The sequence below is a fragment of the Oceanobacillus alkalisoli genome (assembly GCF_022213125.1).
GTDB classification, from domain to species: Bacteria; Bacillota; Bacilli; order Bacillales; family Amphibacillaceae; genus Oceanobacillus; species Oceanobacillus alkalisoli.
Genome location: NZ_JAKNRA010000013.1, coordinates 67,553 through 93,272, shown reverse-complemented (window position 1 = coordinate 93,272; position 25,720 = coordinate 67,553). Strand labels below are relative to the sequence as shown.

The window sequence follows — 25,720 nt, the reverse complement described above, 5'->3', positions numbered from 1 at the left end:
ATAATTGTATGGATTCATGAATTGTAGACACATACCTTTTTATACCCGGTTGATGTAAATCTTAAACTGTCTTTCGTAAAATTAATAAACTAAAATCATCTTGAAGCTGGAAATCCTGTAACCTCTCAAAATAACGATATACTTCCTGCACCATTTCTTGTGCGGACAAATGAGTAAATTGTCGAATCACATCAAGAACTTCGTCAATCTCAATGAATCGATCACCATCCCGGCACTCTGTGACACCGTCTGTTAGCAAGACGACCATGTCCCCTTCATCGATTTCAATTTCCGCTTGTTCAAATTCAACTTCCTCTGAGACACCAAGCACAAGACCTGACGTTGAAAACTCTGTAAACTGGTCTTCTGCAGCCCGGTAAAAATATCCCGGTTCATGACCGGCAAAGGAATAAACGAGCTTACTTGTCTCTGGATTATACTCGGCATACATCATCGTAATGAACATATTGGATTCAATATTTCTTTCCACTACCCGGTTTAAATTATGAAGCACGGCTGGTGGAGGAAGTGATTCTTTCGGCAGACTATCCAAGGTATATTTAATCATCGACATACATAGTGCAGCCGGAACGCCTTTTCCAATCACGTCAGCCATGGCAATTCCGATCGTACCATCGGCATTTTGCAAAAAGCTATAGTAATCGCCATTCATTTGATTAGCTGGTACACTAATAACTCCAATATCAAGACCAGGTACATCCGGCTTCTTCGTTTTTAATAATGTCTTCTGCATTTGCGCTGCAACCGATATTTCCGATTTTAAAGCAATTTGCTGTTCTCGGAGCGTTTGAATTTCTTGATGAGCAAGTCCATAAGATATCATCGCTTCTAAAAGGAATTCCAGTGAATGTTCGAATGCCACGAAAAGATTCGGATCTAATTCTTTTAATGCTTTAATATGTATGTTGATAATCTCTTCTGGCAGGATATTGTGTTTGATGAGAGCTTTACTGACCAGTTCAACGCCGTAGAGCGCTTTCTCATCTTGTTGTTCAAGGTATTCAGCCAGCAGATTTTTATATTCGTCCGTTTTTTCCTTAAAAAAATTCTCCATTGTATTCCCCCTATTCCCGTCTATCTATCTCTTGCCCTTTATAATAAAGATGGAGTGCAAGCCGGCAGCAAACACTCCATAAGTCTTCATGCTTATCTGTATGACGTTCAAAGCTTAACGTAGCCACTTCACCGTTTTGATTGTTGTACCTTTCCCTACCTCGGAATAAACTTCAAATTCATCCATCAAGCGTTTCACTCCAGGTAATCCAGCCCCTAGTCCTCCAGATGTCGTAAATCCATCTCTCATCACTTGACTAATATCAGAAATCCCCGGGCCCTCGTCTTCAGCAATCAAACACAGCCCTGCTCTACTATCATTATAGATTATTTCATAGGATATTTTTCCTTGTTCGGCATATAAATATATATTTCGAGCGAGTTCTGATATTGCGGTCGCAATTCGAGCTTGGTCAACCGTGCTAAAGCCAATTTCCTTAGCCATTTCTCTGCCAAGCTGACGCGCTCCTACAATATCCCACTCTTTATTGATATTCACACAGGACTGAGGATTCATCTATTATACCCCCAATTCCTTGTGGAGTTTGAGAAGCCCCTGTTCTAAATCTAATGCGGTCGGTACATTTTGCATATTTATTCCTAAGTCGATCAATGTCATTGCAACAGCAGGCTGAATTCCAGTTAAAACTACTTTCGCCCCCATTAAATCTGACATTGTAACAACATCTCCCAGAACTTTTGCAATGAATGAATCGATGATATCTACAGATGTTAAATCAATCACCACTCCAGAAGCCTCCGTTTTATATATTTCATCCAATAAATCTTCTTGAAACTGTATCGCTGTCTGATCATCAATTTCTGTTTGAATCGATATCAACAGATAATTATTCAGCTTAAGAATTGGTATGCGCAAAGATCTCACTCCCTTTAAATTGAATCAACAATATTCTTTATCTGTTCTTCTCTGTTTTTTCCTTCAAGCGGAACGATTCTCCGGTTCGTTATTTCTAATGCGGACATAAAGCCTTTTTTCAATGAACTCTTTGTCGAAAAATCACTTAGATCAATTCCTAAGTTTACAATCGTTTGCGCGATTTCCGGACGGATACCAACTAAGATACATTTCGCGCCGATTAAATGAACCGCTTCTGCTGCTTGAATAATATGATGTGCAACCATCGTATCCACAACGGGGACGCCTGTAATATCAATAAGGACAACTTCTGAATTATGATTGATCGTACCTTGCAGCAAGTTTTCCATAATTAGTTTCGCACGTTCCGTATCAATTGTACCGATCAGCGGCATGATTGTAATCCTGTCCATTACTGGAATAAGTGGTGCTGATAATTCTTGTAATGCTACACGCTGCAAGGAAACGATCTGCTCCCAGTTTCCTGTATATTCATTTACCAACTGGCGAATAATCGGCTCTACCCAGTCATCTACGCTTTGGAACGCACCTTTTATCTGTTCGGTATCATCCATATCCTCCAGATTAGATAAGATATAGTCCACCGTCACGCGTCTGAAAACCTGTAAGCCATCTGTAATGTAGCTAAGCGGCCATCCCAGGTTGATAATTTTCTCAGAAAACTGTTCAACCTCATTACTTGAACCTTGGTTCTGTATACTTGCAAAAATGACATTTATAAATTCCCGGTTTGTGCTTTCGTAGAGCTCGTCTCCGATATTCGCTGTATAATTCTCATCTTTCAAGTCACGTACCTTCTCAAGCCACATCTGCACAATTGAATCACTGTTTTCAAGAACAATGCGCTTAAACTTTTTATCCACTAATACTACCCCCGTCTTCTTTTTTGATACTTATCTTTCATAATACCATGTTTTTTCTTAGTGAGACTATTTTGAAACCATTTTATCCTCCAATAATTAGCGGGTTAAGTCAAAATATAGGGCATCCTGTAAAAATATACAAAAAATCTTTCTTTAAAAATCGTAACATACCAACTCCCCAGTCAAAAGTGAAAGAAGGACTATTTCAATAGTAATTAAAGCACAAAAAAACCTTCCAAATTATAGTTGAAAGGTTCCGTTAATGATCGTATATATCCTTAAGTCCTAGGCTTATTTCAATCGCCCGGTTAATTTTCTCCATCATTTCTTTATCTAGTCTCGTAATTCGGTCTGTTAATCGCTGCTTATCCAACGTCCGAATCTGCTCTAAGAGAATGACAGAATTTCGGTCAAAACCATATTTTTTGGCATCGATTTCGACATGGGTAGGCAACTTAGCCTTTTGGATTTGCGCAGTGATAGCTGCTACAATTACCGTTGGACTAAAACGATTTCCGATATCATTCTGGATAATTAATACCGGACGAACCCCTCCCTGTTCGGATCCAACCACAGGAGATAAGTCAGCGAAGTATACCTCGCCTCTTTGCACGTTCAAATGCTACACCCCGATCACTGTACGCTCTAAGGTGTCTTCAGCCTCCTCTTCAGCCTGGAAAGCTTCTGATGCTATATTAAGATTAATGTGGCCCATTTCTTCGTAACCGCGTCGCATTGTTTCCATGAATTGTTGCACATGCGCATGTTTTTTCTGCTCTAAATAGTTCTTCGTTGCCTGATAAATGAACTCACTTAAATCACCATTATCGTTTTTCACCAAACCATCCACCTCGTTAAGAAGATTTTTAGGTAATTTAACCATCACTTCCTGTAAACCCTCTGACAAAATGATGCACCTCCGCCAACTGATGAACATATAATATAATTTCTACTTAATAGTATCATTGAATACACCTGATTGCAAAGGGGTTTCGATAGTTTTCTTATAAAAAAACAAATTTTCTTCGTTTTTTCCTGTGCAAAGCAGGGTATATGTTCATATTGGCAGATTTAAATACATTTATTTCAATTTCCAACTAACCCTCAAAAACAATCAAGCGGAGAAGCACCCCACCTTTCATTCAGCGTAAGTGTTCGAAACTCTCTTCTGGAGGTCCGCAGTCCAGACACCTCTCGCACCTGCTGAGCGGCTGGTGAGCCTCCTCGCAGGAGTCGCGAGGTGTCTGGACTGCTACCAGGAAAGGCCGAATATGGAGCACTGTTTAATGTTCCAGAAATATAATTACTATCGTGACAGGACAATTTCTATTCAGAAAATCATCTAACCAGTTCAGTTGCCCGGTGGACGGTGACTCCTGCGGGAACAGCACGAGCTTGGAGACCCCGCAGGGCGGCAGCCCGAGGAGCTCTAGCAGTGCCTAAGGATGCGCATCCGTCCACCGGGCAACTGAACGGCGGTTAGAGAGCAAACCATGAGAACGTGCAAAACACTTACGCTGAATGAAAGGAATCAAAAGCTTGGTCTGCTTTGATTTTTCAGATGCAAGTTTGTTTTACAAAAATATTCCCTTAAGATGAGTAACAGTTTGTCTTACTGTATCAATCTTAAGGGGATTATTCAAGTGGATTTGGGGTTCATTTTATTTCTTGTCCACGGACGGACTGGGCAACTTCGATTAATTCATCCTTCGTTAAGCTGTCACTTGCCAGTGTGTAATCAATGCCCTCATGATTCCATTGGATTGTACTATCTGTCAATGCTCCGACTGTAAAGCCGAGGTTTACAATCTCCCCATCTACTGCCTCAGGAGTCGTTAAAGTTGGAACGTCCGTACGCATCTCCTGAACGAGGGTGAAATCCTTCTGGCCACCATATGTTAGAATCACTCGTTTTCCGTTATCAAACTCCATTTCTTTCTGATCAATAGCCTCTGCACCAGCTGTATAAAGCGGATGGAGCACGGTAAAGACTTCTTCTTCATTATTGCTACTAAATGTCGGGGCATCGCCGTTTGTTTCCATATTCTTCTCCATGGCAAAATCATCTGCCTCAAAGCTTACTGCTGTATCAAATGCATTAAATTGGACTTCTACAACTGCCTGGTCATCGACATCCAATACTTGGACGGCTGTTGGAAAGAATGTTTTCTTATCAAAAAGAATCTGCTGGTATGGCAAGTTCGTGTTATTTTGATAATTCGTCTTCGTTTTAAATGCATAATGGGTTTCCGTCGCCTCAAAACTTGCTTCCTCGTCATTTAATATATCTTGAACGAGGGATTGATAAAGATAAGGCTGACTGCTGTTTTGCGGCCATTCCGACTGGAACTTGAAGCTTCTCTCTAAGGCTGGTGTTAGTACAAACACCCCGTCATCATTTTTCAATATGATTTGGCTGCCTTTATCATCTTCTGCATGACCCAATTTCACACGATAATAATCGTCTTTCTGATGCCAAATATCAATTGTAAACCGCTGCTCTTCCTGTCCTGTCTTCATCGCCATTTCCGCTTCTGCCTTATAACCATCCATTTCTTCCAATGTTTCGGACAGCTTTTCGACAACATCTTCCTCCGATTTCTCTCCACAAGCTGAAAGGACAACCATACTGATGACGATGAGGAATATTCCAAGATAGCGCTTCTTCATACACATATCTCCCTTGTCTCAATTAACAAAGGGAACCAATCACGTTTATCAGGAAATCATACGATATACTTCACGAATCCAAGCAATAATATCTGTTGCCGTTAAATCATAGACACTACGCTTATGCTCTACAGCCAAATCAGCGCTGGTACCGTGGAGGTAGCAAGCATTACAGATGGCAGGAAATATGGCTTAGTCTTGTAAAATCATGGCGAGCATCATCCCTGTGAGCACGTCACTGCTGCCACCTGTTGCAAGACCGGGATTTCCGGTTGCATCGACCACCTGCAAATCGTCCGGGCTCGTAATAATGGTGTACTTTCCTTTTAACACGGCATAGGCGCCATATTCTTCTGCAAAATTCTTCGCATGCTGGAAAGGAGCTTTTAACATTTCTTCTACCGGAAGATCAAGAAGCCTGGCCATTTCAACTGCATGAGGAGTTATAACCGTCACGGCATCTCGCGCCTTCAGTACAGTGAGGAGACTGCTTAAATGATATAATCCGTCGGCATCACTAAAACCGGACAAAGTCGCTTCTTCCAGCACATGTTCGATTAATTTCTCGCCCTGTTTATTACGTCCCATCCCGACTCCAACCGCAATCGCATCATACACGGACATCTCCAAGCTATCATCCCACGCCAACTCTCCGTCTTGTTCCTTTAGGGACTTAAACATCGCTTCAGGAATTTGGGTGGCGATGACCGGGATGATTTCTTTCAGTGTTCCCGCGGTTACTAAGCCTACTCCAGCGACGAGCGCTGCCTCTGTAGCCATTGTAATCGCTCCAGGCATCAAAGTGTACTCCCCCCGATGATCAGGCCCCTGCCATGGTCTCCTATATGCGCATGTGTCAGTCTTTGCGGAAGAGTTGCTTGAAAATCATTGAAATGATACAAACGGCAGTTCCCGGCAAACAAGCCGTGACTTTCAAAACTCCGACAACGAACATGTAATCCGCTTTTACAGCCAAAGAAAAAGGTACCGCTTCGTCGGCCGGCAAGCCGGACGGAATAGCGACGGAGACAATCCGAGCGTAGGTGGCGCTCATCAGTTCCACCACACCCCGATATGGTTCACGTAATTCACCCTTTGTCCCAATCCCAAGTAAGGAATCAATAATGACGTCCGAATTTTTTATGATTCCTTTCCAATCGTGTTCCAGAAGATTTAATAGTTCTCCATTGCTGTTTAAATAAATTTCCTTATGCAGCAATGCATCTCCACCGATCTTCTCGTCGGGAACAATCTGAACTACCCGCACATGCTCAAGCAAATATCTCGCAATCACAAACCCATCTCCACCATTATTTCCTGCTCCAACGAATACCGCTATCCGTTCTGACTGCTCTACAAGAGAGATGACATTGCGAAAAATCTCCCTTCCGGCATTTTCCATCAGCAAGTGACCTGGCAAACCGATTTTCTCCATCGTGTACTTATCGATATCATACATTTCCTTTGCGGTGACAATAAACATGAAGTTCCCTCCTGCCCGCATTAAAATACTATGAGACAACCATCTCGTTTATGCAGATTCTCTTCTATGCTATCTCACAGATAACGACTTGCGCCACGGCATATTCCTTACTATGGCTAATGGATAATAGAAAAATATAATGGTCATAACCTTGCACCGTTAGTTTCGGCGCACCTTTTTCATCATTCGTTACTTCTATATCCCGGAAACTCAATTTCCCTATCCCAGTACCAAGTGCTTTTGCACATGCCTCTTTTGCAGCAAATCTTCCTGCCAAATATTCTATCCGACGTCTCCAATTTGTTAATTCCTCGTATTTTCCCAACTCCGAAGCAGTCAATACCCGAGCTGCAAGGCGGTCACTCTTTCCAAGACTCGCCTCTATCCGGTCGAGTTCAATAATATCTATTCCAATTCCTTTAATCATCGGCTTATGTTTTCTCTCCTTGAATGATAATAGCTAATATTGGTCATAACGCTTATTATTAATTATTATAATAGTACCTGAACATTATAGGAAATTAAACTTATTTAGGAGGCTTCTTCCATTGTTTATCCGAAACGAAAGAAGTTTGAAAGAATTTATACAGCTTTACCCGATCGTTTCAACCCTTATCATTATTCACATTGTCCTTTGGTTTGTGATGGAATTTTTCCAATCCGGGATTGGTTGGATTGTCTATGTATTTGGAGTCGGCAACAATCTATACGTTGCAATGGGAGAATACTGGCGCTTAGTGAGCCCAATCTTTCTTCACCGAGAAATAACCCATATGTTGTTTAACTCCTTTGCTCTTGTCCTCTTCGGACCAGCACTTGAGCTGATGCTTGGGAAATTTAAATTCATCCTTGCTTACTTAGCAGCTGGTATTATCGCAAATATCGCAACGTTTCTGATCGAGCCGCTAAACTATACCCATCTAGGAGCTTCTGGTTCAATCTACGGGTTATTTGGCATTTATATTTTCATGGTCACTTTCCGCAAACATCTAATGGACTACGGAAGTTCACAAATGATTAAAACAATCCTTATTATTGGAATACTCATGTCTTTTGTCGGGGCACGAATTAACATTGTTGCCCACTTGGCCGGGTTTGCTGGCGGCTTTGCTATCGCTCCACTCGTCTTACGAAATGTGCGGGCCTTTTCACCGTGGCGTATGTACGAGCGAAATTATCCCGATAATGACGGGGAAATTAGATTTAATCCAAACCGCTGGAGAAAAAGAAGGGTAATACCTGATAGTATCCGCAAAAATTGGCTTTGGATTGTCATTGGAATCCTTGCAGTCATTGGCTTTTTTAGCCGATATATACAGTGAAGCTTCAATCGGTGAGGTTTTTTCCCCATTCCCCACTGATTGTTAGTTGAACAAACTTTAGGTGTTAGCTCACATTTCTTCCCACCTAAACTTTCCCGAAGACCCTAAAGTTTTGACGGGGGAGTTTTACGGACGGTTACACCGGATAAATTAGCTCCCTTCGCATTTGAAACTTAATCAGTGTTTAATCGTACTACTAGTAATCGTCGTTATGGAAGGATGTTCGAATATGAGACAACCACCGAAACATACAATTGATCCTCGCGCTGTTAATGTTTGGAAAATCAGCGCCTCCATCTATCTTGGTATTCTATGGCTGATTCTTATCACGCTAGCAGTATTTGCGGTTCGCTGGGATTGGTCGTTCACTTATATTATTGGAGCTATGTTGATCACTATTTTGTTAAGCTATCTTTTCATCTTTTTATTTCCTAAGCTCAGATACCGGCGTTGGCGCTATGAAATCTTTGAGCAAGAAATCTACATCCAGCACGGCATCTTCATTCAGACGCGAACACTAATCCCGATGATTCGGGTGCAGCATGTTGATACAGAGCAAGGTCCAATCATGAAAAGATTTCATGTTGCGAGTGTGTCGATTTCCACGGCTGCGACGACTCATATGATTCCCGCATTATCCGAGGAGGATGCTTCCGATTTGCGGGACCGGATTTCGCAACTAGCTAGGGTGGATGAAGATGATGTTTGAATTGAGACGACTGCATCCCGCAGCAATTATATTCAATATATTAAAATCAGTTAAGGACCTGTTTTTCTCATTGCTAATCATTTTAGTCGCCACGGACTTTACAGTATTTATAATTGCACTTGGTGCCTTTACAGTGCTCGCTTCGATTTACGGTTTCCTTTCTTGGTATCATTTCTCTTATTATGTTACCGATGAGGATCTTTGGATTCAGTATGGAATCTTCAAGCGGACGAAGCGCTCCATTGCGAAAAACCGAATCCAATCGATTGATTTAACGGAAAGTGTCATTCACCGAATCTTTAAACTGACCCGGGTCCAAATCGAAACCGCAAGTGGTGGGAAACAAGCAGAGGCCGCGCTTTCAGCTGTTTCCTTTCAAGATGCGTTGGGGCTCCGGAATGCATTAAAAAACAGTGGTGAAAGTGATGTAGAAATTCCCGAAGAAACGTATCTCGCCAAAAAAGAGATTACGTTTTCCCGCTTGTTATTAACAGGGATTACTTCAGGAGGACTTGGAATCATTATCGGCTTCATCGTTGTCGGACTTTCAGAACTTGAAGAACTCATCCCTGAAACGGTCTATGATTATACCTATGAATGGCTCATCACAGCAAGTATTATTTTAATCGTTCTCATCATCATTAGTATTCTTGCTATTATATGGTTACTAAGCATTCTTTGGACCCTGATCCGCTACGGGAAATTCACAATCCAAAGAACGGAAAATGAATTATTTATAACGAGGGGATTACTCGAGAAAAAACAACTGACGATTCCATTGCACCGAATTCAAGCTATTGGAATTGAAGAGAATATTTTACGGCAGCCGCTTGGATATGCATTTATTTTTGCTGAAATTGCGGGAGGGAATACAGATGGGAAATTAGCAGATTCAACTATTTTATTTCCTTTGTTGCATAAACGGGAAATTAATGCCTTTCTTAATGAATTTGTTCCCGACTTCAGTTGGAAGGAAGAAGATGTCGAATGGACAAAGCCACCAACTGCTGCATTACCATTTTATTATGTACGTTCAAGTTTATTATTTTTAGTGGCAAGCATCGCCGTCTTTATCTTCTACCCGACGTTCGCTTGGATTCCGCTTGTATTATTTCTGCTCTCTCTTGGCTTAGGATGGCTCCATTACAAAGATGCGGGCTTTCATCTGACTCACGACAGGTTACTGCTCCGATACCGGTTTATAAAGCGGATAACCGTTCTCGTTTATCAAAAACGAATACAGGCCTTCGGGAAGAAAAATCATGCGCTGGAAAGAAAACGGGGTCTTGCTTCCATGAGTATATCCATTCTCAGCAATTCCGGCGGTAAGCATTATCATGTGAAAAATTTAGAAGAGAAAAAAATAGATCAACTAAGCGACAAAATAGCTTATCGAACAAAGTTGGAATGAATACGAGGATATAATAAAACGGCTTGAGGCAGTAGTACTGCTTCAAGCCGTTTTATTTTCATTATGGATTAATCTCTTTTACGACGTTTTTGGAAGTTTCCTTTGCGGTTGCGTCCACCGTAGAAACGTTTATTTTTCGAGCGATGTCCGCCTCCTTTTCCTTTTGAATGGAGTGCCTTTTTCACACTAACTGGCGCAACAGAAGAAATTCGAACTGGCGTATCTCTTCTTTCCTTCGTTAGCAGGCTAATTGCAGCCGCAATAACGGTGACCGAATCATGATCCTCCAATAAGTCCTTCGCAGCGTCTTGATATGTCGTTAAATCTTTCTTATCAATTGTTTTCTGGATTCTTTCGATTGTAAGTTGCTGTTGTCCGCGTCTTGCATCTTGAATGGTTGGTGGAGCGAGACGCTTCATTTTACTCTTCGTTGTCTTTTCAATCAAATGTAGGTGCGCCATTTCTCGAGGTGTAACAAAGGAAATTGCCTCACCTGTCTTACCTGCACGTCCCGTACGGCCGATTCGGTGTACATAGCTTTCCGGGTCTTGCGGGATATCAAAGTTATAAACGTGAGTCACACCGGAAATGTCTAATCCACGAGCAGCTACGTCCGTTGCAACAAGCACATCGACACGACCATTTTTAAACTTGTTCAATACAGACATCCGCTTTCCTTGCGTCAAGTCGCCATGGATTCCTTCTGCACGGTATCCTCTCGCCTGCAAGCCTTCTGTAATTTCATCAACTCGCTTCTTCGTTCTCGCAAACACAATCGCAAGTTCCGGAGAGTGAATATCGACATGGTTGTTCAACGTATCAAACTTGAATTTTTCCGGAATTTCGATGAAGTACTGATCAATGTTTTCAACCGTCATTTCTTTCGCTTTAATCTTTACTTCTTTTGGATTTTTCATCAAGGTTGTTGCGATATTACGGATTTCTTTTGGCATTGTAGCGGAGAATAGCAACGTTTGACGCTCTTCCGGAATGCCTTTTAAAATATCACGAATATCATCGATGAATCCCATGTTTAACATTTCATCTGCTTCATCAAGGACAGCAACTTGCACTTGATCCGTCCGAATGGTTCTTCTTCGCATATGGTCGAGCAATCTTCCTGGTGTTGCTACAACGATTTGCGGACCATCTTTCAGTGCGCGAATTTGCCTGTCCATATGTTGGCCACCATATACTGCTAAAGCACGAATACCAACAAATCTCGCAATCCGGTTAATTTCTTCTGCAACTTGGATTGCTAGCTCACGCGTCGGGGCTACGACTAGCCCTTGTACTTTCCGAAGTTTAGAATCAATCCTTTGAATCATCGGGATACCGAATGCTGCAGTTTTCCCCGTTCCTGTCTGAGCTTGACCAATCACATCGTTACCTTCATTGGCAAGCGGGATGGTTTCTGCTTGTATTGGCGTCGCTTCTTCAAAACCCATTCTTTCTAACGCCTTCATAATTGGGGCTGAGATATTTAATTCATTAAATTTTGCCACTTAATGTCTACTCCTTCTGTAAATAAATATTTAGTTATAAGAGGCCACTAGTCCTTTGCTTTGTATTTATAAATCCTATTTATACATATACCCTTTGTCCTTATCTGTTATGCACGACTAATGTGCAAGGGTTTATCGTTCAACCGGGAATAGATTTATCACGTACCAATTATTGTTTCTTTAAAAAAGAACAATCAGGCTTCCCTTTCCATCTTCGGGGCCTCAAATTACTGCTTGTCTTATAATACCACATCTTTGTCATCATTTTCCACAATGCCCCGTCACAAATACTTTTTTTAAATGACAGAGGAAAAGTACAAGACTATGACTTAAGTTCGGGAGGATTCCGATATCGCAAGTGTCAAACGGTCAATGATAATCGCAATAAAGACAATACTAATTCCTGCCTCAAAGCCTCGCGCCACATCAATTGTGTTCAGTGCGGACAACACTTCCAGCCCAAGTCCTTCTACTCCTACCATCGAAGCGACGACAACCATAGCAAGTGCCATCATCGTCGTCTGGTTCACTCCGGTCATCATCGTTGGCAATGCTTGAGGGATCTGCACCTTTGTGAACAATTGCCATTTTGTCGGCCCGAAAGATCTGCCAGCCTCCACCATTTCTTCTGGTACCTCACGAATCGCTAAATTCGTAAGCCGGATAATTGGCGGAAGCGCGTATATAATCGTAGCTAACACACCTGGTACAAGTCCTAAACCAAAGAAGAAAATTCCCGGGATTAAGTAAACGAAAGACGGCAATGTCTGCATCGCATCAAGAAATGGTTTAATAACTGTCTCAACCCGATTACTTGAAGCCATCCATATCCCAAGCGGGACTCCGATAATAAGCGTAACTACCACGCTGGCAATCACAATGGTTAGTGTATACATTGTCGCTTCCCATAATCCAAAAATGCCGATAAGAAATAAAAATGCACTATAAAGCAGGCCGGAAGCGATTGATTTATACTGCCATGCAAGCAGGAAGATAACTAAAATAAAATACCACCATGGAATCCACAAAAGAAAATCATTCAAATTCACAAATACCCATAATAACCCCGACTTGACGCCATCAAAAATATTGCTCCAATGGATCGTGAGCCAATTGACAAGTAATTCGATGTAATAACCAAGATGGAAAGTCAGTTTTTCCGGAAATTCAAACATACTTCACTTCCCCTTCGCTTTCTGTAAAAAATCATAATGCTTGTTTCACTCTTGCAGCAATGTCCTCTGGAATCCACTCCGTCCAAACTTCTTCATAATTTTCGAGGAACCATAAAGCAGCTTCCTGCGGGGTTGCATCATTTTCTTCCATATAAAGTAGAGCATCACCTGCAATTTCTGTAGAAGTCTCATAATTGCTTAACATCTCGGCAATATCTGGCGCTTTTTCCAAGAAATCAGCATGTACGGTTATGTAAGCCGGATTATCAGGAAATTTCGTGCCAAAGTTTTCGTTAAAGGTTTCCTCATCATATTCCGGTTCTTCAAGTAAAGTCATGTCATACCTGGCCATTGACCATGTCGGTGACCATTGATAACCGACCCATGGTTCATGATTCATATATGCCCGTGCAAGAGAAGCGCCGATTGCCCCCGCCGTACCAGGGGTGAAGTAATTGAATGTCTCATCCAGCCCATATGTTTTCACTTTTTCTTCCAAAATATCGTGAATGACCGTTCCAGTTTGGGTTCCGATAATAACACCTTTTGTCGGGTCTTCCGGATCTTGGAATAATTCCGGGTATTTCTTTAAATCTTCTACCGTTTTAAGATCTGGTGCCATCGGTTCAATTCCTAGTTCAGAATCACCTTCAATCACATATGTCGGTACATGGAAGCCTTGGTCATCTGTTACCATATTTGTGGATAGTTCAATAATTTCGCCAGCATCAATTGCTTCCAGATAAGGTTCTTGCATATTCACATACCAAAGTTCCATATAGACATCGATTTCACCTGTCCGGAGTCCAGTAAAAGTTGCGATTGATGAGCCATTGATGAAATCAACCGGATATCCATAACCTTCTTCGATAATGAAGGCCGCGATATAATTATGTAATTGCATGCTGTCCCAGCCGCCGTCAGCGATTGTAATTGTTTCCTTTCGGGCGTCAGCTGTGTCATGGTCTGAATAATTGCTGTAAATGCCTAGTCCAATTAACAACACGAGCATGAAAGACCAGGCATATTTCCACTTTTTCTCCAAATTATCTCCCCCTCTCCACCATTCATTATAATGATGTCAGATTCTTATTACCAATTTTATACATCAAGAACCCATCTTTCACTCCTTCAAACACTGCTGTCGTTTTCATTCAGCGTAAGTGATTTGCACGTTCTCATGGCTTGCTCTCTAATCGCCGCTCAGCAGGTGCGAGAGGTGTCTGGACTGCGGACCTCCGGAGGTGAGTTTCGGACACTGCCGCTGAATGAATGCAATAAAGCAGACTATAGATTGCATGAAATAAATGAAATTTCCCATGAATCATGGTAGTATAAGGTGATAATATATTGAAATTGGAGATGTCCACCGTGCCTGGTTATCTTCTCTGGAAAAGGTGTCTGTTAAAGGAGTTTTTCTATGCGTCTTCCTGCATTTAATCCGAAAGCAGCTCTCTTTATTGGGGTAATTGCTGTATCCACTTCTGCTATTTTCGTTCGACTTGCTGAAGATGCACCTGCAGCTATGACTGCTTTCTATCGTTTATTCTTCGCCGTTATCATCATGGCGCCATTTATCATAATTAACTATCGACATGAGTTTAAACAAATCTCAAAAAGAAACTGGCTCTTATCCATACTCGCCGGTATATTTCTCGCAGCACACTTCATTTTTTGGTTTGAATCATTAAATTACACTTCCGTTGCAAGTTCTGTAGTATTTGTTTCCATCCAACCGTTATTTGCCTTCCTCGGAACATATTTATTGTTTCAGGAACGCTTTTCCTATGGCGCCATCATCAGTATGGTCATTGCCTTGTTTGGAAGTCTGATTATTGGCTGGGGAGATTTGCAGCTTGGCGGAACTGCTTTACTCGGTGATGTCCTCTCCATCCTAGGTGCAGTTGGCATCACGGGTTATTTCCTGATTGGACAATCTGCGCGGAAGAGTTTGTCTTTAATGACATATACATTCATCGTATATAGCGTTAGTTCCATTACGTTATTTATTTATAATCTCGGGTTACAACACTCGTTTACCGGTTATAGTGCAACGAACTGGTATGCATTTCTTGCTCTGGCTATTATACCAACATTTTTCGGCCACTCGATTTTCAACTGGTGCCTACGCTGGTTAAGCACAACAACAGTGTCCATGGCCGGATTGTTAGAACCGGTTGGAGCAGCAATTTTGGCATATATTTTCTTGGATGAAGCTGTTACATGGTCACAATTTTTAGGTGGAACAATCGTCATCTTTGGCTTGTATTTATTCATCCTCAGCACATCGAAAAAAACGAGAGTTACCATTTCTCAAAGGAAAAATTAATTAGTTAGGCGGTAATGAAAATGCGAATTCAGCTTATGACAGATGGTGGAGCAGATATTCCACAGCAGCTAATCGAACAATTGCAATTAGAAATCGTCCCCCTTTATTTAAATTTTAGTGATGGCGAGTATAAAACAGGGACCACATTAAAACTTGCGGATTTCCATCAGAAAGTAAAAGAATTGAATGAAGTGCCGCGTTCTGCTGCACCAAGCCCGAATGACTTTTACGAAGCATATAAAAAGGTGCCACAGGATAAACCAATCATTATGCTGAGCCTTTCCAAGGAATTGAGCAGTACGTATCAGAATGCTGTTGCTGCGAAAAACATGATACTCGAAGCAGAACCGGAGCGTAGGATTGCTGTTATCAATACGAAAACTGCTTCAGGCGGGATTGCCTTGCTGCTTCATGACTTGTACGGTAAAATCCAAGCTGGAGATACATTTGAACAAGTCGTACAGCATACAAAGGACCGGGTTGGGGATACGGTTACTTTATTTGTTCTGCAAACATTAGATAATCTTGTCCGTGGCGGTCGAATTTCAAAAGTTACCGGTAAAATTGCAAAAACACTTAGTATTAAATTGTTAATGCGTGGCAGTGAGCAAGGGGAGATTGAGGTAACCGAACGTGTACGTGGTGAAAAACGCGCACTCAAGCGGTTTATCCAGCAAATCGGTGAGTATACGAAAAGTGCGGAAAATAAGAGTTTATTCATGACCCACTGCAACAGTGAATCCCGAGCCATTAAGTTACTGAACGATATTAAAGATAAATATTCCTTTAAAGAAACATTCCTGACCGATATCGGCCCAATTATCGCCACTCACGGCGGGGACGGGGCCATCGTGATTGCTTTCTTTCAGGATAGGAATAAATAAGCAAACAAAATGGTTGGACATCAAGTTTTTGTCCAACCATTTTATTTTTTCTTTTATCCCGGTGTAACCGTCCGTAAAACTCACACTGATTGAAGTTTTACTTTATTAAAAAGTCATGAACCATCAGATTGATTGTATCTTTATCATCGCCTAAACAAAGTAAATGCTTCGATTGGTCTAAAAGCACAAGCTCCTTATGTTCTGAATCAATTTCTTTATCCAAATAATAAGCAGTCTTATACGGTACCATCCCATCAAGCTGCCCGTGTGCAATCAATACTGGCGTATCGACCTCTTTTAAATAACGTCTCGTAAAGTTGACGAGCTTGATGAATTCGAAATTCGCCTTTATTGGCACTTGCCCAAATTTGCGTTTATAGTGATTGTACATTTTATTATTTTCCAACCCGCCTTTTAAACCATCACGGATTACCTCATGAATATCTGTCCCGATCTGTTTGAAATCCAAGTACTTCCCGGCGGTCGCAAGTAATACTAACTTTTTCACATTGTACTTTGCTGCAAGATAAGCAGCAATCATCCCACCCATCGAAAAGCCGATCAAATAAATCTCATTATACTTTTTCGCCAATTGCTCCAATGTTTCTTCCGCTGCCAAAATCCAATCTTTATAAGTGATGTTCTCTAAATCCAATTCCTTCCCATGTCCCGGCAATGTAGGTATTTCCACATGCCAATCTGTATGTTCCCGCAAATACGACGCTAACGGTCCAAGTTCATAAGGACCACCTGTAAATCCGTGAATCAATAAACATCCAATCATCTGCATCTCCTCATTCCAGAAAGCCTTCTTTTTCTACTATTATCTGCTTATCGTTCACCAATTATCCGACGTAAGCTTATCTAAACATTTTTATCAAGGCACTAACCTGCCTAACAATCGGGGACACTTGATGGTATGTGCTCGCTAGCTGATTAATCGTTGTCATCGTTTTATCGAAGTCCACTTGTCCATTTGCATCGGTAAAAGCACGAAGTAAACCTGCCTGTGTCTGTCCCTGCGGATTCTCATAAGCTTCTTGGTTCGGACTCATCAGATCCAGCGGTTGCGGAGGTTTAGCATAACGTTCATAAGGTGTTAGGTGTAAATTCGGATAGTTTGGTGTTTGGTATGCTTGGGTGTGGGTGAATGATGGCGGCTTTCGATTGGCAAAAAAGTGTGGATTCCTTGCTCTATTGTCCATTTGGAACACCTCTCTATACAAACATTGAGTCATACTATAAATTATGCAATCAAAAAGGTTTTTGTTATTCGAATCGATTTAATGTTCTACTTTAGAGAGCGCATGGCGAATCCGTTCCTTTTGATAACCCAATATGGAATGCTTCTCCCCTTTTACAAACATTGCTGGTGTGCCGTATATTCCAATATCTTGCATTTCTTTCATATAATCTCTATCTTGTGTTACATTTTTTATCTTGTACGTAACATCATATTTTTTTACGAGATCGATGACCTGTGTGCAATAATGGTTATTATCGCTCACATAAATGATTACATCATGGTTGTCCATCTAAAATTCCTCCAAAAGCTCCTTCTATTTTCTTTCCCTCTCTCTTGGATACCCGATTGATGATAATTAAAACGTTTTTCGACAATATGTAGATTTTTGTCGAAACATAGAATTTTGCAGATTAATACACAATGCCTTACCTGTTTAAATAGAAGGGTGGGTTATATTTACCTGAAGAACTTATTCAAACAATTTTTGAAAAGATAAAAGACTGTCGATGCTTATATATTAATGAATTTCATAATACGTATTTAATGTATCACCATCACCATATGTAGTTGAGTTGGCAACTACATATGGTGATGGAAAAGCCGACTTTGGTAATTATGAAATTCATTCATATTGTAAATAATTTCAGATAAAATGGTAAACAAAAAAACACGGTACGCAAGTTACTGCACCGTGCTTTTAAATTTAATCGTCTTCCAAATCAATATCCACAACGAGCACCTCTCCCGTATAAGCATCAATTTCAATCTCGGCCTCGCCCCGCGAACTTTCCATTTCTATTTCATAGATTAACCGGCCATCATCTCGATCTAATTCAATGCTATCAATCGTACCAGAAAATTGCTTCTGCGCAATGTCAATCGCTTTATTTTTACTGATTGTTGATTTTCGCTCATTGGATTTATTGTTAGATTCTTTCGTTGCTTGCTCTTGTTTTTCCTCTTGCTTTGTTTCTTCCTGTTTTGGTGCAATTACCGTTTTACGTTCGGAATCATCTTTTTCTTCATTTGCCTTTTCGTTCATTTCTAGATCTGATTCTTTTTTTTCTTTAGTGGCAGTTGAGTCTTCTTTGTCAGCTTTCTCTTTTTGTTTATCCGTTTCCCGCTCATTTTTTTTAGCTGTTTTCGTGGCACGTTTTTCCTCAAGCTTTAATACTTTTCCTGAGTTCCCGTCAATTTGTAACTCATATTCTTTTTCTTCCATAACAACTTCCACTTCATAAACAGGATTTTTCCCTTGATTATCTAACTCGAGTTCGGTGATCTCACCAGGATATTGAGCTTTCACTTTATCCTCCACCTCGGCTTTCGTTAAATCAGGCCCTGCAGAAACGGATAAATTCTGACTGAAGATGAGACCTAACACAGCAGCGATTGCCATGGCACCAATTGCCATCATCATTTTTTTATTCATCATGACCCCCTCTAGCTTCCTAATTAATCATCCCAGCGATCATCGTCTTCTTCGATATCCAACTCGATAATATCGCCTGTCCTTGCATCAAGTTCTATTTCTGCTTCATGTGTTTCATTCTTTAATTCGACTTCATACATTAATCTGCCGTCATCTTCGTCAAGTTCAATTTCCGTTACTTTACCTTCGAATTCTGTTAATGCAATTTGTTTCGCTTCTTCAATGGATAGCACACCATCAAATCGATCCTGTTTTTCCACTGTTTCTTCCTTCGTTTCACTCGCCGCCACAATCGGCTCTGTCGGTGCAGCATTCGACTGATAAGCAGTAAAACCAATAACCAAGCAAATAGCCAATAACCCAATTCCTAAACCTGTTTTCTTATTCATTATTAATTCCTCCTCATTTAATTTCTACCCTTATCATAGCTACTACGAATGATAGGAGAATGTGAGGAAGATTAGAAATTGATGAGAAAGAGATTAATACTGGAAAAGATCATTCGAAACATGTTTATTTTTCATTTTCCCTATCCGCTTTTTTCATAGCCGGAAGTACCAGTGTAAACATAGACCCTTCACCAGCCGCGCTTTCAACCGTTAATTTTCCGTGATGACTTTCAGCAATTTCCTTGGCAATGGATAAACCAAGCCCGCTGCCGCCTGTCTCTCTGCTTCTTGCTTTATCGACCCGGTAAAACCGCTCAAATATCCGTTCCTGATCTTCTGGAGATATTCCACTTCCATAATCTTTCACAGAATAAATAACATCACCATTATAAGTGAACAAACTTACCGCAATTTTATCTTCACTGTATTTCAATGCATTTTCAATTAAAATATAAATGATTTGCTCAAGCTGTCCAGCATTTCCTAAGACATTCAGTTTTTCGATATTTTTATGAAATTCAATCTCCCTATTATAGGCCTGCTTGAATGTCGTAATGGAATGGTCCACTAATTGGACAAGCTCGATTGGTTCATGAACAACATTCTCTTTATTCTTCGCTAAAGAGAGGAGCTGCTCCACAAGTCTTTTCATCCGGTCGGCCTCTGAATCAATCGCTGCAATCGATTCCTCCAGCAATTCAGGATTATCCTTCCCCCTTCTTTCAAGCAACTGAGCATAACTCTTCACAATTTGTATCGGTGTCTTCAATTCATGGGAGGCGTTCGAGACAAAGTCTTCCTGTCTTTCATAGTTATCCCTTAGCTGGTCAATCATTTCGTTGAAGGTAACTTCCATTTCATAGAGCTCGTCCTTGGAACGATTGGAATGGTCGATCTTCTTCCATTTCCGCTCTTTAATGTTCGTTTTCATCGTTCGTGTCAGTTCTTCAATTGGATTCAAGAGCAAGCGGTTCAAGATATTACTTCCAATAATTGTCGGAATGAGAATAATGAGCGATACAATGATGAGGACGTAAAACAAAATCCGTAATGTATCGGTTAAAGCAACTAAATGGTCAGACATCTGAAGCGTCACTACACTGCCGTCATGCCAAATGATTGGCTTAGTCACAACCGCAACATGAACGCCGCGCTCCGGCCGGATGATTTCCTGGGACTCTGCAGTCTGGAAAGCACCTTCAAGCGTCCTGTAAGCTTCTCCTTTCAGCTTAAACTCAAGCGCCCGCTCATCACTAGAGAAAACCTTCACCATTCCATTTGCCGGAAGAAAAGCATTGATCACTTCACTGGTCTCTTCTGCGGCTGTCGCGCTCGCAAGTTGTTCAATCAGATTATCTGTCTGCAAGGAAAGTTCGACTAGCTGACTATCCGTTGCATTTTTGTAAAAGAGAAAATAAACGAATGTATTGACGAGGATTAGCATACTTAGAATAAGAATACTGGAAAACAGCCGTATTTTCGTTCTTAATTTCATTGCTCAAGATCCTTTATTGTATAACCGATACCGCGTACGGTTTGAATAAAGGCGACATCAAAGCCTTTATCCACCTTTTGCCGCAAATAACGGATATAGACGTCAACTACATTCGTATCTCCGAAATAGTCGAACCCCCATACTTGATTGATCAACTGCTCCCTTGTGAGGACAATATTTTTATTTTGCAATAAACAGACGAGCAGATCAAATTCTCTTGGGGTAAGTTCAATTTGCACTTCGCCCCGTGTTACTTCACGGGCACTTGGATTTACTTTCAGATCTCCAACAGAAAGCTCATCACTATTTTCTCTCTTCGCTTTCGGACGTCTTAATAGAACACGAATCCGTGCTAATAACTCCTCAATCTGGAAAGGCTTCGTAATATAATCATCCGCTCCAAGATCAAGTCCGCTCACCTTATCATGAATTTCATCCCGCGCAGTAAGGAGAACAATCGCTGTCTCCTCATCAAAGCGGCGTACTCGGCGCAATACTTCAAGACCGCTTAATTCGGGTATCATAATATCTAACAGGACAAGATCCCAGTCTTCATCTTCTATCAGCTGAAGTGCATCTTTCCCATTATCCGCTACACCGGTTTCATAATTTTCATATTCAAGCTCGAGTTGGAGCACTCGACTCAATTTCTGTTCATCTTCAATAATTAAAATTTTAGGTTTTTCCATGTTCACACCCGCCAGTTTTAAGATTAATCACTTTCTATTATACGCACAAATGTTTATGATGACGATAAGAAGAAATCTCCATTTTAACAAAGGAGGAAGAGCATGCTAGCAATTGACCATCTTGTAGTCGTGTCGGAGGATCCGGAGAAGGATGCCCAGCAGTTTGTAGAACAACACAATGTAATTGCAATCGAAGGAGGGAGACATGAGAAATGGGGAACGTATAACTTTCTCTCCTATTTCCAGAACGATAGTTACATTGAATGGCTCGGTGTTTTTGATGAAGCACTTGCTAGGAAAAGCAATCTTCCGCTTGTAAAAAAAGCAGTCGAGTTTCTTGACCAGGGAAAGAGAGGACCCCTCACTTTTGCATTACGTACCGAGCATTTGGACAAGTATCTGAACAATTTTGAAGAAAAAAACATCCCATATGGCGGGCCATATCCAGGCATGCGAAAAAGGCTCGATGGTTCTACACTTTCCTGGAGAATGCTTTTTCCAGAGAAGTCAGCTAATCTGCCTTTCCTGATTGAATGGGGCAGTGTAGCAAATAAGCCCGATGATGCGGCAAAAATTAATCCGGCCAACTTAGGTGAAATTACAATTCCTGGCGACTCGGCCATCTACAAAGATGTTTTCCAACTGACCGAAAAAGACTATACCGTCCAGCTGGAAAATGGGAAGTTACGATTTACGAACGACCAGCTCGATTTTAAATTAAGTGAGTGATGAAGTAAAAAAAGAAGCTAGTAATCAACAGGAGAGTTGATCGCTAGCTTCTTGTATGTTCTAATTTAGCCTAACTGTTGCTCTAGAAATTCGGTTACTTCTTCCGGTGTCTTCGTGTAAGCACTATGCTGGTGCGCAAGCTTTTCTCCATTTTGGAAAATGAGTACGCTTGGAATCCCCATTACTTCATACTTCTGGGCAATTCCTTCAATTTCATCAATATTCACTTCATACCAGCTGTAATTGCTGAACGCTTCCATCACCTGACCTGAAAACATATCAAAACGTCTGCAGTCCGGGCACCAGCCAGCAAAAAACTTAATAATAACCGGATCTGCACTCTGAATAATTTCATCGAATCTTGCTTGTGTTTCAATTAACTCCATCTGAATTCTCCTTTATACCCTCTTTAAATTATTTTCCCACGCATGAACGGTCTGTAATACCCCCACTGCTAAACATGAGGGAAGATCAAAATGTATTGGTGGTGGATATACAATCCGTAAATCCCTGATTCTGTTCAACTAGCAATGAAGTTTCACTTTACTATATTGTAACTATTTATACTCTATTCGTCCAAGGATATACGCTGTTAAGAGTCCAGCAAAAAATGTAAGGACACTTACGAAAAACATGCCAACCGTTTGTGGTATTCCCGGAAAAACGACGAAGACGGAGCCGCCAACAAGTCCAATCGCAGCGGCAAATGTAATGGTGAAATGATTTCTTAAAAAATAACCGACGACTCTGCTCATAATAATAAAGCCGATTGCTATACCAAGTCCTGTGACAATAATAATGTCAAAATGCAAGTTACTGACAGCAGCAATGACGGTCGGGTATACACCAAGCACCAGAAGCATGAAGGAACCACTAATACCGGGGAGAATCATCGCTGAGCTCCCAATCATCCCTGATAAAAACAGAAAAGCATACGTCTTAGGAGTAATATTTGTAATAATCACTCCTTCGCCGACACTGAGGAGTCCTAATGTTGCTATAATGATAACGCCAAGCAGCATCATGCCAACGTGTTTTAATCGAAATGAATTCTTTGCATCTGCTTTATAAAGTAAATAGGGTAAGACACCAAGGATCAGTCCAAGGAAGAAAAATAATGTCGGCATCGGATGATGGTTAAACAACCATTCAATCACTTTCGCGAAGGCAAAGACAGCTGCTACCATCCCAATTCCCAGCGGGATGAGAAAACCCAGATGCTTCCTCCAATCCTTGCTGAAGAAACCGTTAATTGCTTCAATCAATCGTTCATAAATTCCAAGTAAAAGGGCAATGGTACCACTACTAATCCCCGGGATTACTTCCGTAGCCCCCATCAAGATGCCCCGATATATATTTTTCCATTCCATGCGATGAATCTCCTTAATGTATGTAAATTTAAGTCTATTTTACATCATACCAAAAAAGGCCTGTTATGCCTATCTTAAAATAGTAAAAAAGTGTGAACTCCTTTAGTGAAATCACACTTATTCTATTCTTCTATGTACCGGAGTTCCGGGAGCCACTTAGACATATGCTCTTTTATTTCCGCATAATGTTGAGCCGCATCTTTCAATTCTTTATTTGTTAATGTATACATCGGTACAACTTGATAATCCTCCCAGTCCGGGTGGAAGGTGACATAAGTAGGTAAAAGGGTCGGGGAATGGATTTCAACACTTTCTTTCTCTCCCTCCGTTGTTTTCGTTACAGTAAACGTAAACACCCCACCAATTCGTTGATAAAGTTCCTGCTGGTTCGATAAGAAATTGCCAAGACTATAGATGACAAGCGTTTCAGAGCCGTCCTCCCCTTCTACCCAAGCGGCCGGCTGCAAAACGTGGGGATGGTGACCGATGACGGCATGCACCCCTTGGTCTGCGGCAAATTGCACGAGATCTTTCTGTTCTTCGTTCGGCATCCGTTCATACTCATTTCCAAAATGGAGATTCAACACAATTAGATCCGCTTTTCGTTTTGCCTCGGCAATATCTTCTTTCATCTGTTTCTTATCGATTAAATTGACCAAATACGGCTTCCCTTCTGGTACTGGGATTCCATTCGTTCCGTACGTATAATTGAGAAAAGCAGCAGAGATTCCTTCATCGGTTTCAACAACACGCACTTTTTCCCGATCTGCTTCATTCTTATAGGAACCAACATACATCATGTCTAAACGATCCCAATGGCTGATCGCTTGTTCAATTGCAGCTTCCCCGCGGTCTAGTGTATGATTATTGGCAAGCATGACAACATCAACACCAGCATCTTTCAATGCATCACCGGCTTCTTTGGGACTATTAAATGCCGGGTACGTTGACAAGCCAAGTTCCGCTCCGCCAATCATCGATTCTTGATTTGCTGTTGTAATCGTTGCTTCGCTTAAAAAAGGCTTCACTTTTTCAAGCATCGGGGAAAAATTAAATTTACTCCCTGTCCAAGCATCCACATATACCGGTTCATGCAATAATACATCTCCAATGGAAGATATCGTAATCTCTTCTATAATCACATCCGGAATTGTTTCTTTTAACGTCACAAGGCGCTCCATACCTGTTAGCTCTTGCCCGGAACTCGTGACTTTCACGGTCATATTGCAAGCGGCGAGCAGACTGAACAGACACATAAAAAGCCCTGCTATCATACAATCTTTTATTCTCAAAACGATCTTCTCCAATCATATTCTATCCAGCATCTATCTGGACATCTATTATTTTACTGTTTACGGGCGAAATGCTCAATAGTACGCTATAAGGAAATATGAAAAAAACTTTAGATTCATAATGATAAGCTGGATGGAGTTGGTTATAGTATAATAAGAGCAGATAGATGGAATCATGTACGGGCGGATTTTTTAACAATGGGATTAAGTAATGGGGGAATCGTGGTGAAACGTTATTTATCTGGAATTCTAATCGGATTAAGTGGTATCATCATTATTGTTGGCAACATGCTCGACCTATACTGGAGCGGTATTGCAGCATGGGGAGTTTCTATCATCTTACTGATATGCGCCGCTTATTTCACAAAATACATCCCGAATGATAGAAAGAATAAACCGAAAGAACGTTAATTATGCTGGGCATGTCCTCCAAAAGGGATGCCCAGCTTTTTACGTTCATTTTTCCCGTACCATTCCTTCTGCCGGAACAATTGCGATCCCATTATTTTTTCAGAAAATGTCGGACCGAGTACATCCCCTAGTTGAACAAGTCTTTCCGTCAACGGTGCGTACACTTTTTCTTCCATAGCAAGTTTTATTCCTCCTTTTGCGCAATTCGTACAACGAAATAGATTAAACGCCCATGATGTTAAAGATGATACACTACCTAACCTTACCTTCATTCCAGCTAGACGAAACGCACGAAAAAAAAGAGACCATATGAAGAACAACTTCATCCAGTCTCTAGAACGTAC

The 25,720-nt window shown here is 41.1% G+C and carries 31 protein-coding genes; 7 read left to right on the top strand and 24 right to left on the bottom strand.

The genetic code is table 11. The annotated features are described in order from the left end of the window. Positions 1–61: 61 nt before the first annotated feature. The 10 genes from L3V42_RS14790 to acpS all read right to left on the bottom strand — a co-directional run bounded on the left by L3V42_RS14790 (position 62) and on the right by acpS (position 7,415). Positions 62–1,075, bottom strand: coding sequence for a PP2C family protein-serine/threonine phosphatase (locus L3V42_RS14790; RefSeq protein WP_238472320.1), 1,014 nt, complete (start codon positions 1,073–1,075; stop codon positions 62–64). A 114-nt stretch (positions 1,076–1,189) separates the two neighbouring features. Then, positions 1,190–1,591 (bottom strand): anti-sigma regulatory factor, encoded by a 402-nt coding sequence (locus L3V42_RS14785; protein WP_235763760.1) that lies wholly within the window; start codon positions 1,589–1,591, stop codon positions 1,190–1,192. A gap of 3 nt (positions 1,592–1,594) precedes the next feature. Then, positions 1,595–1,951 (bottom strand): STAS domain-containing protein, encoded by a 357-nt coding sequence (locus tag L3V42_RS14780; RefSeq protein WP_255771117.1) that lies wholly within the window; start codon positions 1,949–1,951, stop codon positions 1,595–1,597. A gap of 14 nt (positions 1,952–1,965) precedes the next feature. Then, a complete protein-coding gene (rsbRA, locus tag L3V42_RS14775; RefSeq protein WP_235763758.1) occupies positions 1,966–2,835 on the bottom strand; it encodes an RsbT co-antagonist protein RsbRA in 870 nt (289 codons plus the stop codon). A 259-nt stretch (positions 2,836–3,094) separates the two neighbouring features. Further along, positions 3,095–3,454 carry a type II toxin-antitoxin system PemK/MazF family toxin gene (locus L3V42_RS14770; RefSeq protein WP_156855993.1) on the bottom strand — a complete coding sequence of 120 codons (360 nt, stop codon included), beginning with the start codon at positions 3,452–3,454 and terminating at the stop codon, positions 3,095–3,097. 3 nt (positions 3,455–3,457) lie between these two features. Next, positions 3,458–3,742 (bottom strand): CopG family ribbon-helix-helix protein, encoded by a 285-nt coding sequence (locus L3V42_RS14765; RefSeq protein ID WP_235763757.1) that lies wholly within the window; start codon positions 3,740–3,742, stop codon positions 3,458–3,460. 749 nt (positions 3,743–4,491) lie between these two features. After that, positions 4,492–5,505 carry a LolA family protein gene (locus L3V42_RS14760; RefSeq protein ID WP_238472319.1) on the bottom strand — a complete coding sequence of 338 codons (1,014 nt, stop codon included), beginning with the start codon at positions 5,503–5,505 and terminating at the stop codon, positions 4,492–4,494. Between the two features lie 192 nt (positions 5,506–5,697). Continuing rightward, complete coding sequence (locus L3V42_RS14755; protein WP_238472325.1) at positions 5,698–6,303, bottom strand: NAD(P)H-hydrate dehydratase; 606 nt, start codon at positions 6,301–6,303, stop codon at positions 5,698–5,700. A gap of 58 nt (positions 6,304–6,361) precedes the next feature. After that, positions 6,362–6,988: an NAD(P)H-hydrate epimerase gene (locus tag L3V42_RS14750; RefSeq protein ID WP_238472318.1), complete on the bottom strand. Its 627-nt coding sequence runs from the start codon at positions 6,986–6,988 to the stop codon at positions 6,362–6,364. Positions 6,989–7,052: 64 nt separating this feature from the next. Then, entirely contained in the window at positions 7,053–7,415 is a 363-nt protein-coding gene (gene acpS, locus L3V42_RS14745) for a holo-ACP synthase (RefSeq protein WP_238472317.1), read from the bottom strand. 121 nt (positions 7,416–7,536) lie between these two features. Between acpS and L3V42_RS14740 the strand changes: the two genes are divergently transcribed. The 3 genes from L3V42_RS14740 to L3V42_RS14730 all read left to right on the top strand — a co-directional run bounded on the left by L3V42_RS14740 (position 7,537) and on the right by L3V42_RS14730 (position 10,430). Continuing rightward, the gene (locus L3V42_RS14740) at positions 7,537–8,310 is read left to right on the top strand and encodes a rhomboid family intramembrane serine protease (RefSeq protein ID WP_235763753.1); all 774 of its coding nucleotides are present in this window, start codon (positions 7,537–7,539) and stop codon (positions 8,308–8,310) included. A gap of 229 nt (positions 8,311–8,539) precedes the next feature. Next, positions 8,540–9,019: a PH domain-containing protein gene (locus tag L3V42_RS14735; RefSeq protein ID WP_235763752.1), complete on the top strand. Its 480-nt coding sequence runs from the start codon at positions 8,540–8,542 to the stop codon at positions 9,017–9,019. Beyond that, a complete protein-coding gene (locus L3V42_RS14730; protein ID WP_238472316.1) occupies positions 9,009–10,430 on the top strand; it encodes a PH domain-containing protein in 1,422 nt (473 codons plus the stop codon). The genes L3V42_RS14735 and L3V42_RS14730 overlap by 11 nt, the downstream gene beginning before the upstream one ends. A gap of 68 nt (positions 10,431–10,498) precedes the next feature. Here the strand turns inward: L3V42_RS14730 and cshA are convergent, their stop codons facing one another. The 3 genes from cshA to L3V42_RS14715 form a co-directional block, all read right to left on the bottom strand. After that, positions 10,499–11,935, bottom strand: coding sequence for a degradosome RNA helicase CshA (gene cshA / locus L3V42_RS14725; protein WP_235763750.1), 1,437 nt, complete (start codon positions 11,933–11,935; stop codon positions 10,499–10,501). A gap of 329 nt (positions 11,936–12,264) precedes the next feature. Further along, positions 12,265–13,110 (bottom strand): ABC transporter permease, encoded by an 846-nt coding sequence (locus L3V42_RS14720; RefSeq protein WP_238472315.1) that lies wholly within the window; start codon positions 13,108–13,110, stop codon positions 12,265–12,267. A 31-nt stretch (positions 13,111–13,141) separates the two neighbouring features. Beyond that, positions 13,142–14,155 (bottom strand): ABC transporter substrate-binding protein, encoded by a 1,014-nt coding sequence (locus tag L3V42_RS14715; protein ID WP_235763748.1) that lies wholly within the window; start codon positions 14,153–14,155, stop codon positions 13,142–13,144. Between the two features lie 375 nt (positions 14,156–14,530). On the opposite strand from L3V42_RS14715, the gene L3V42_RS14710 reads away from it, so the two are divergent. After that, positions 14,531–15,439 (top strand): DMT family transporter, encoded by a 909-nt coding sequence (locus L3V42_RS14710; protein ID WP_235763747.1) that lies wholly within the window; start codon positions 14,531–14,533, stop codon positions 15,437–15,439. Positions 15,440–15,459: 20 nt separating this feature from the next. Next, entirely contained in the window at positions 15,460–16,323 is an 864-nt protein-coding gene (locus tag L3V42_RS14705; RefSeq protein ID WP_238472314.1) for a DegV family protein, read from the top strand. Positions 16,324–16,420: 97 nt separating this feature from the next. On the opposite strand, the gene L3V42_RS14700 is transcribed toward L3V42_RS14705, so the two are convergent. The 7 genes from L3V42_RS14700 to L3V42_RS14670 all read right to left on the bottom strand — a co-directional run bounded on the left by L3V42_RS14700 (position 16,421) and on the right by L3V42_RS14670 (position 21,574). Further along, positions 16,421–17,107, bottom strand: coding sequence for an alpha/beta hydrolase (locus L3V42_RS14700; RefSeq protein ID WP_238472313.1), 687 nt, complete (start codon positions 17,105–17,107; stop codon positions 16,421–16,423). A gap of 76 nt (positions 17,108–17,183) precedes the next feature. Then, entirely contained in the window at positions 17,184–17,528 is a 345-nt protein-coding gene (locus L3V42_RS14695) for a YppG family protein (RefSeq protein WP_235763744.1), read from the bottom strand. 78 nt (positions 17,529–17,606) lie between these two features. Further along, entirely contained in the window at positions 17,607–17,858 is a 252-nt protein-coding gene (locus tag L3V42_RS14690) for a glutaredoxin family protein (RefSeq protein ID WP_235763743.1), read from the bottom strand. Positions 17,859–18,272: 414 nt separating this feature from the next. Next, complete coding sequence (locus L3V42_RS14685) at positions 18,273–19,001, bottom strand: PepSY domain-containing protein (RefSeq protein WP_235763742.1); 729 nt, start codon at positions 18,999–19,001, stop codon at positions 18,273–18,275. 23 nt (positions 19,002–19,024) lie between these two features. Beyond that, positions 19,025–19,390 (bottom strand): PepSY domain-containing protein, encoded by a 366-nt coding sequence (locus L3V42_RS14680; RefSeq protein ID WP_238472312.1) that lies wholly within the window; start codon positions 19,388–19,390, stop codon positions 19,025–19,027. A 124-nt stretch (positions 19,391–19,514) separates the two neighbouring features. After that, entirely contained in the window at positions 19,515–20,885 is a 1,371-nt protein-coding gene (locus L3V42_RS14675) for a sensor histidine kinase (protein ID WP_238472311.1), read from the bottom strand. Then, the gene (locus L3V42_RS14670; protein ID WP_238472310.1) at positions 20,882–21,574 is read right to left on the bottom strand and encodes a response regulator transcription factor; all 693 of its coding nucleotides are present in this window, start codon (positions 21,572–21,574) and stop codon (positions 20,882–20,884) included. The genes L3V42_RS14675 and L3V42_RS14670 overlap by 4 nt, the downstream gene beginning before the upstream one ends. Before the next feature lie 102 nt (positions 21,575–21,676). Between L3V42_RS14670 and L3V42_RS14665 the strand changes: the two genes are divergently transcribed. Next, on the top strand, positions 21,677–22,303 hold the full coding sequence (locus tag L3V42_RS14665) for a VOC family protein (RefSeq protein WP_238472309.1): 627 nt from the start codon (positions 21,677–21,679) through the stop codon (positions 22,301–22,303). 65 nt (positions 22,304–22,368) lie between these two features. On the opposite strand, the gene L3V42_RS14660 is transcribed toward L3V42_RS14665, so the two are convergent. The 3 genes from L3V42_RS14660 to L3V42_RS14650 form a co-directional block, all read right to left on the bottom strand. Beyond that, positions 22,369–22,689 (bottom strand): thioredoxin family protein, encoded by a 321-nt coding sequence (locus tag L3V42_RS14660; RefSeq protein ID WP_235763737.1) that lies wholly within the window; start codon positions 22,687–22,689, stop codon positions 22,369–22,371. 171 nt (positions 22,690–22,860) lie between these two features. Further along, entirely contained in the window at positions 22,861–23,673 is an 813-nt protein-coding gene (locus tag L3V42_RS14655) for a DUF368 domain-containing protein (RefSeq protein WP_238472308.1), read from the bottom strand. A 122-nt stretch (positions 23,674–23,795) separates the two neighbouring features. After that, on the bottom strand, positions 23,796–24,965 hold the full coding sequence (locus L3V42_RS14650) for a CapA family protein (RefSeq protein ID WP_238472307.1): 1,170 nt from the start codon (positions 24,963–24,965) through the stop codon (positions 23,796–23,798). A 225-nt stretch (positions 24,966–25,190) separates the two neighbouring features. Here L3V42_RS14650 and L3V42_RS14645 point away from each other — a divergent pair, with 225 nt between their 5' ends. Next, positions 25,191–25,376 (top strand): hypothetical protein, encoded by a 186-nt coding sequence (locus tag L3V42_RS14645; protein ID WP_235763734.1) that lies wholly within the window; start codon positions 25,191–25,193, stop codon positions 25,374–25,376. On the opposite strand, the gene L3V42_RS14640 is transcribed toward L3V42_RS14645, so the two are convergent. After that, positions 25,373–25,552 carry a PTS sugar transporter subunit IIA gene (locus L3V42_RS14640; protein ID WP_238472306.1) on the bottom strand — a complete coding sequence of 60 codons (180 nt, stop codon included), beginning with the start codon at positions 25,550–25,552 and terminating at the stop codon, positions 25,373–25,375. The two genes, L3V42_RS14645 and L3V42_RS14640, sit on opposite strands and share 4 nt — an antisense overlap. Positions 25,553–25,720: the final 168 nt, after the last annotated feature.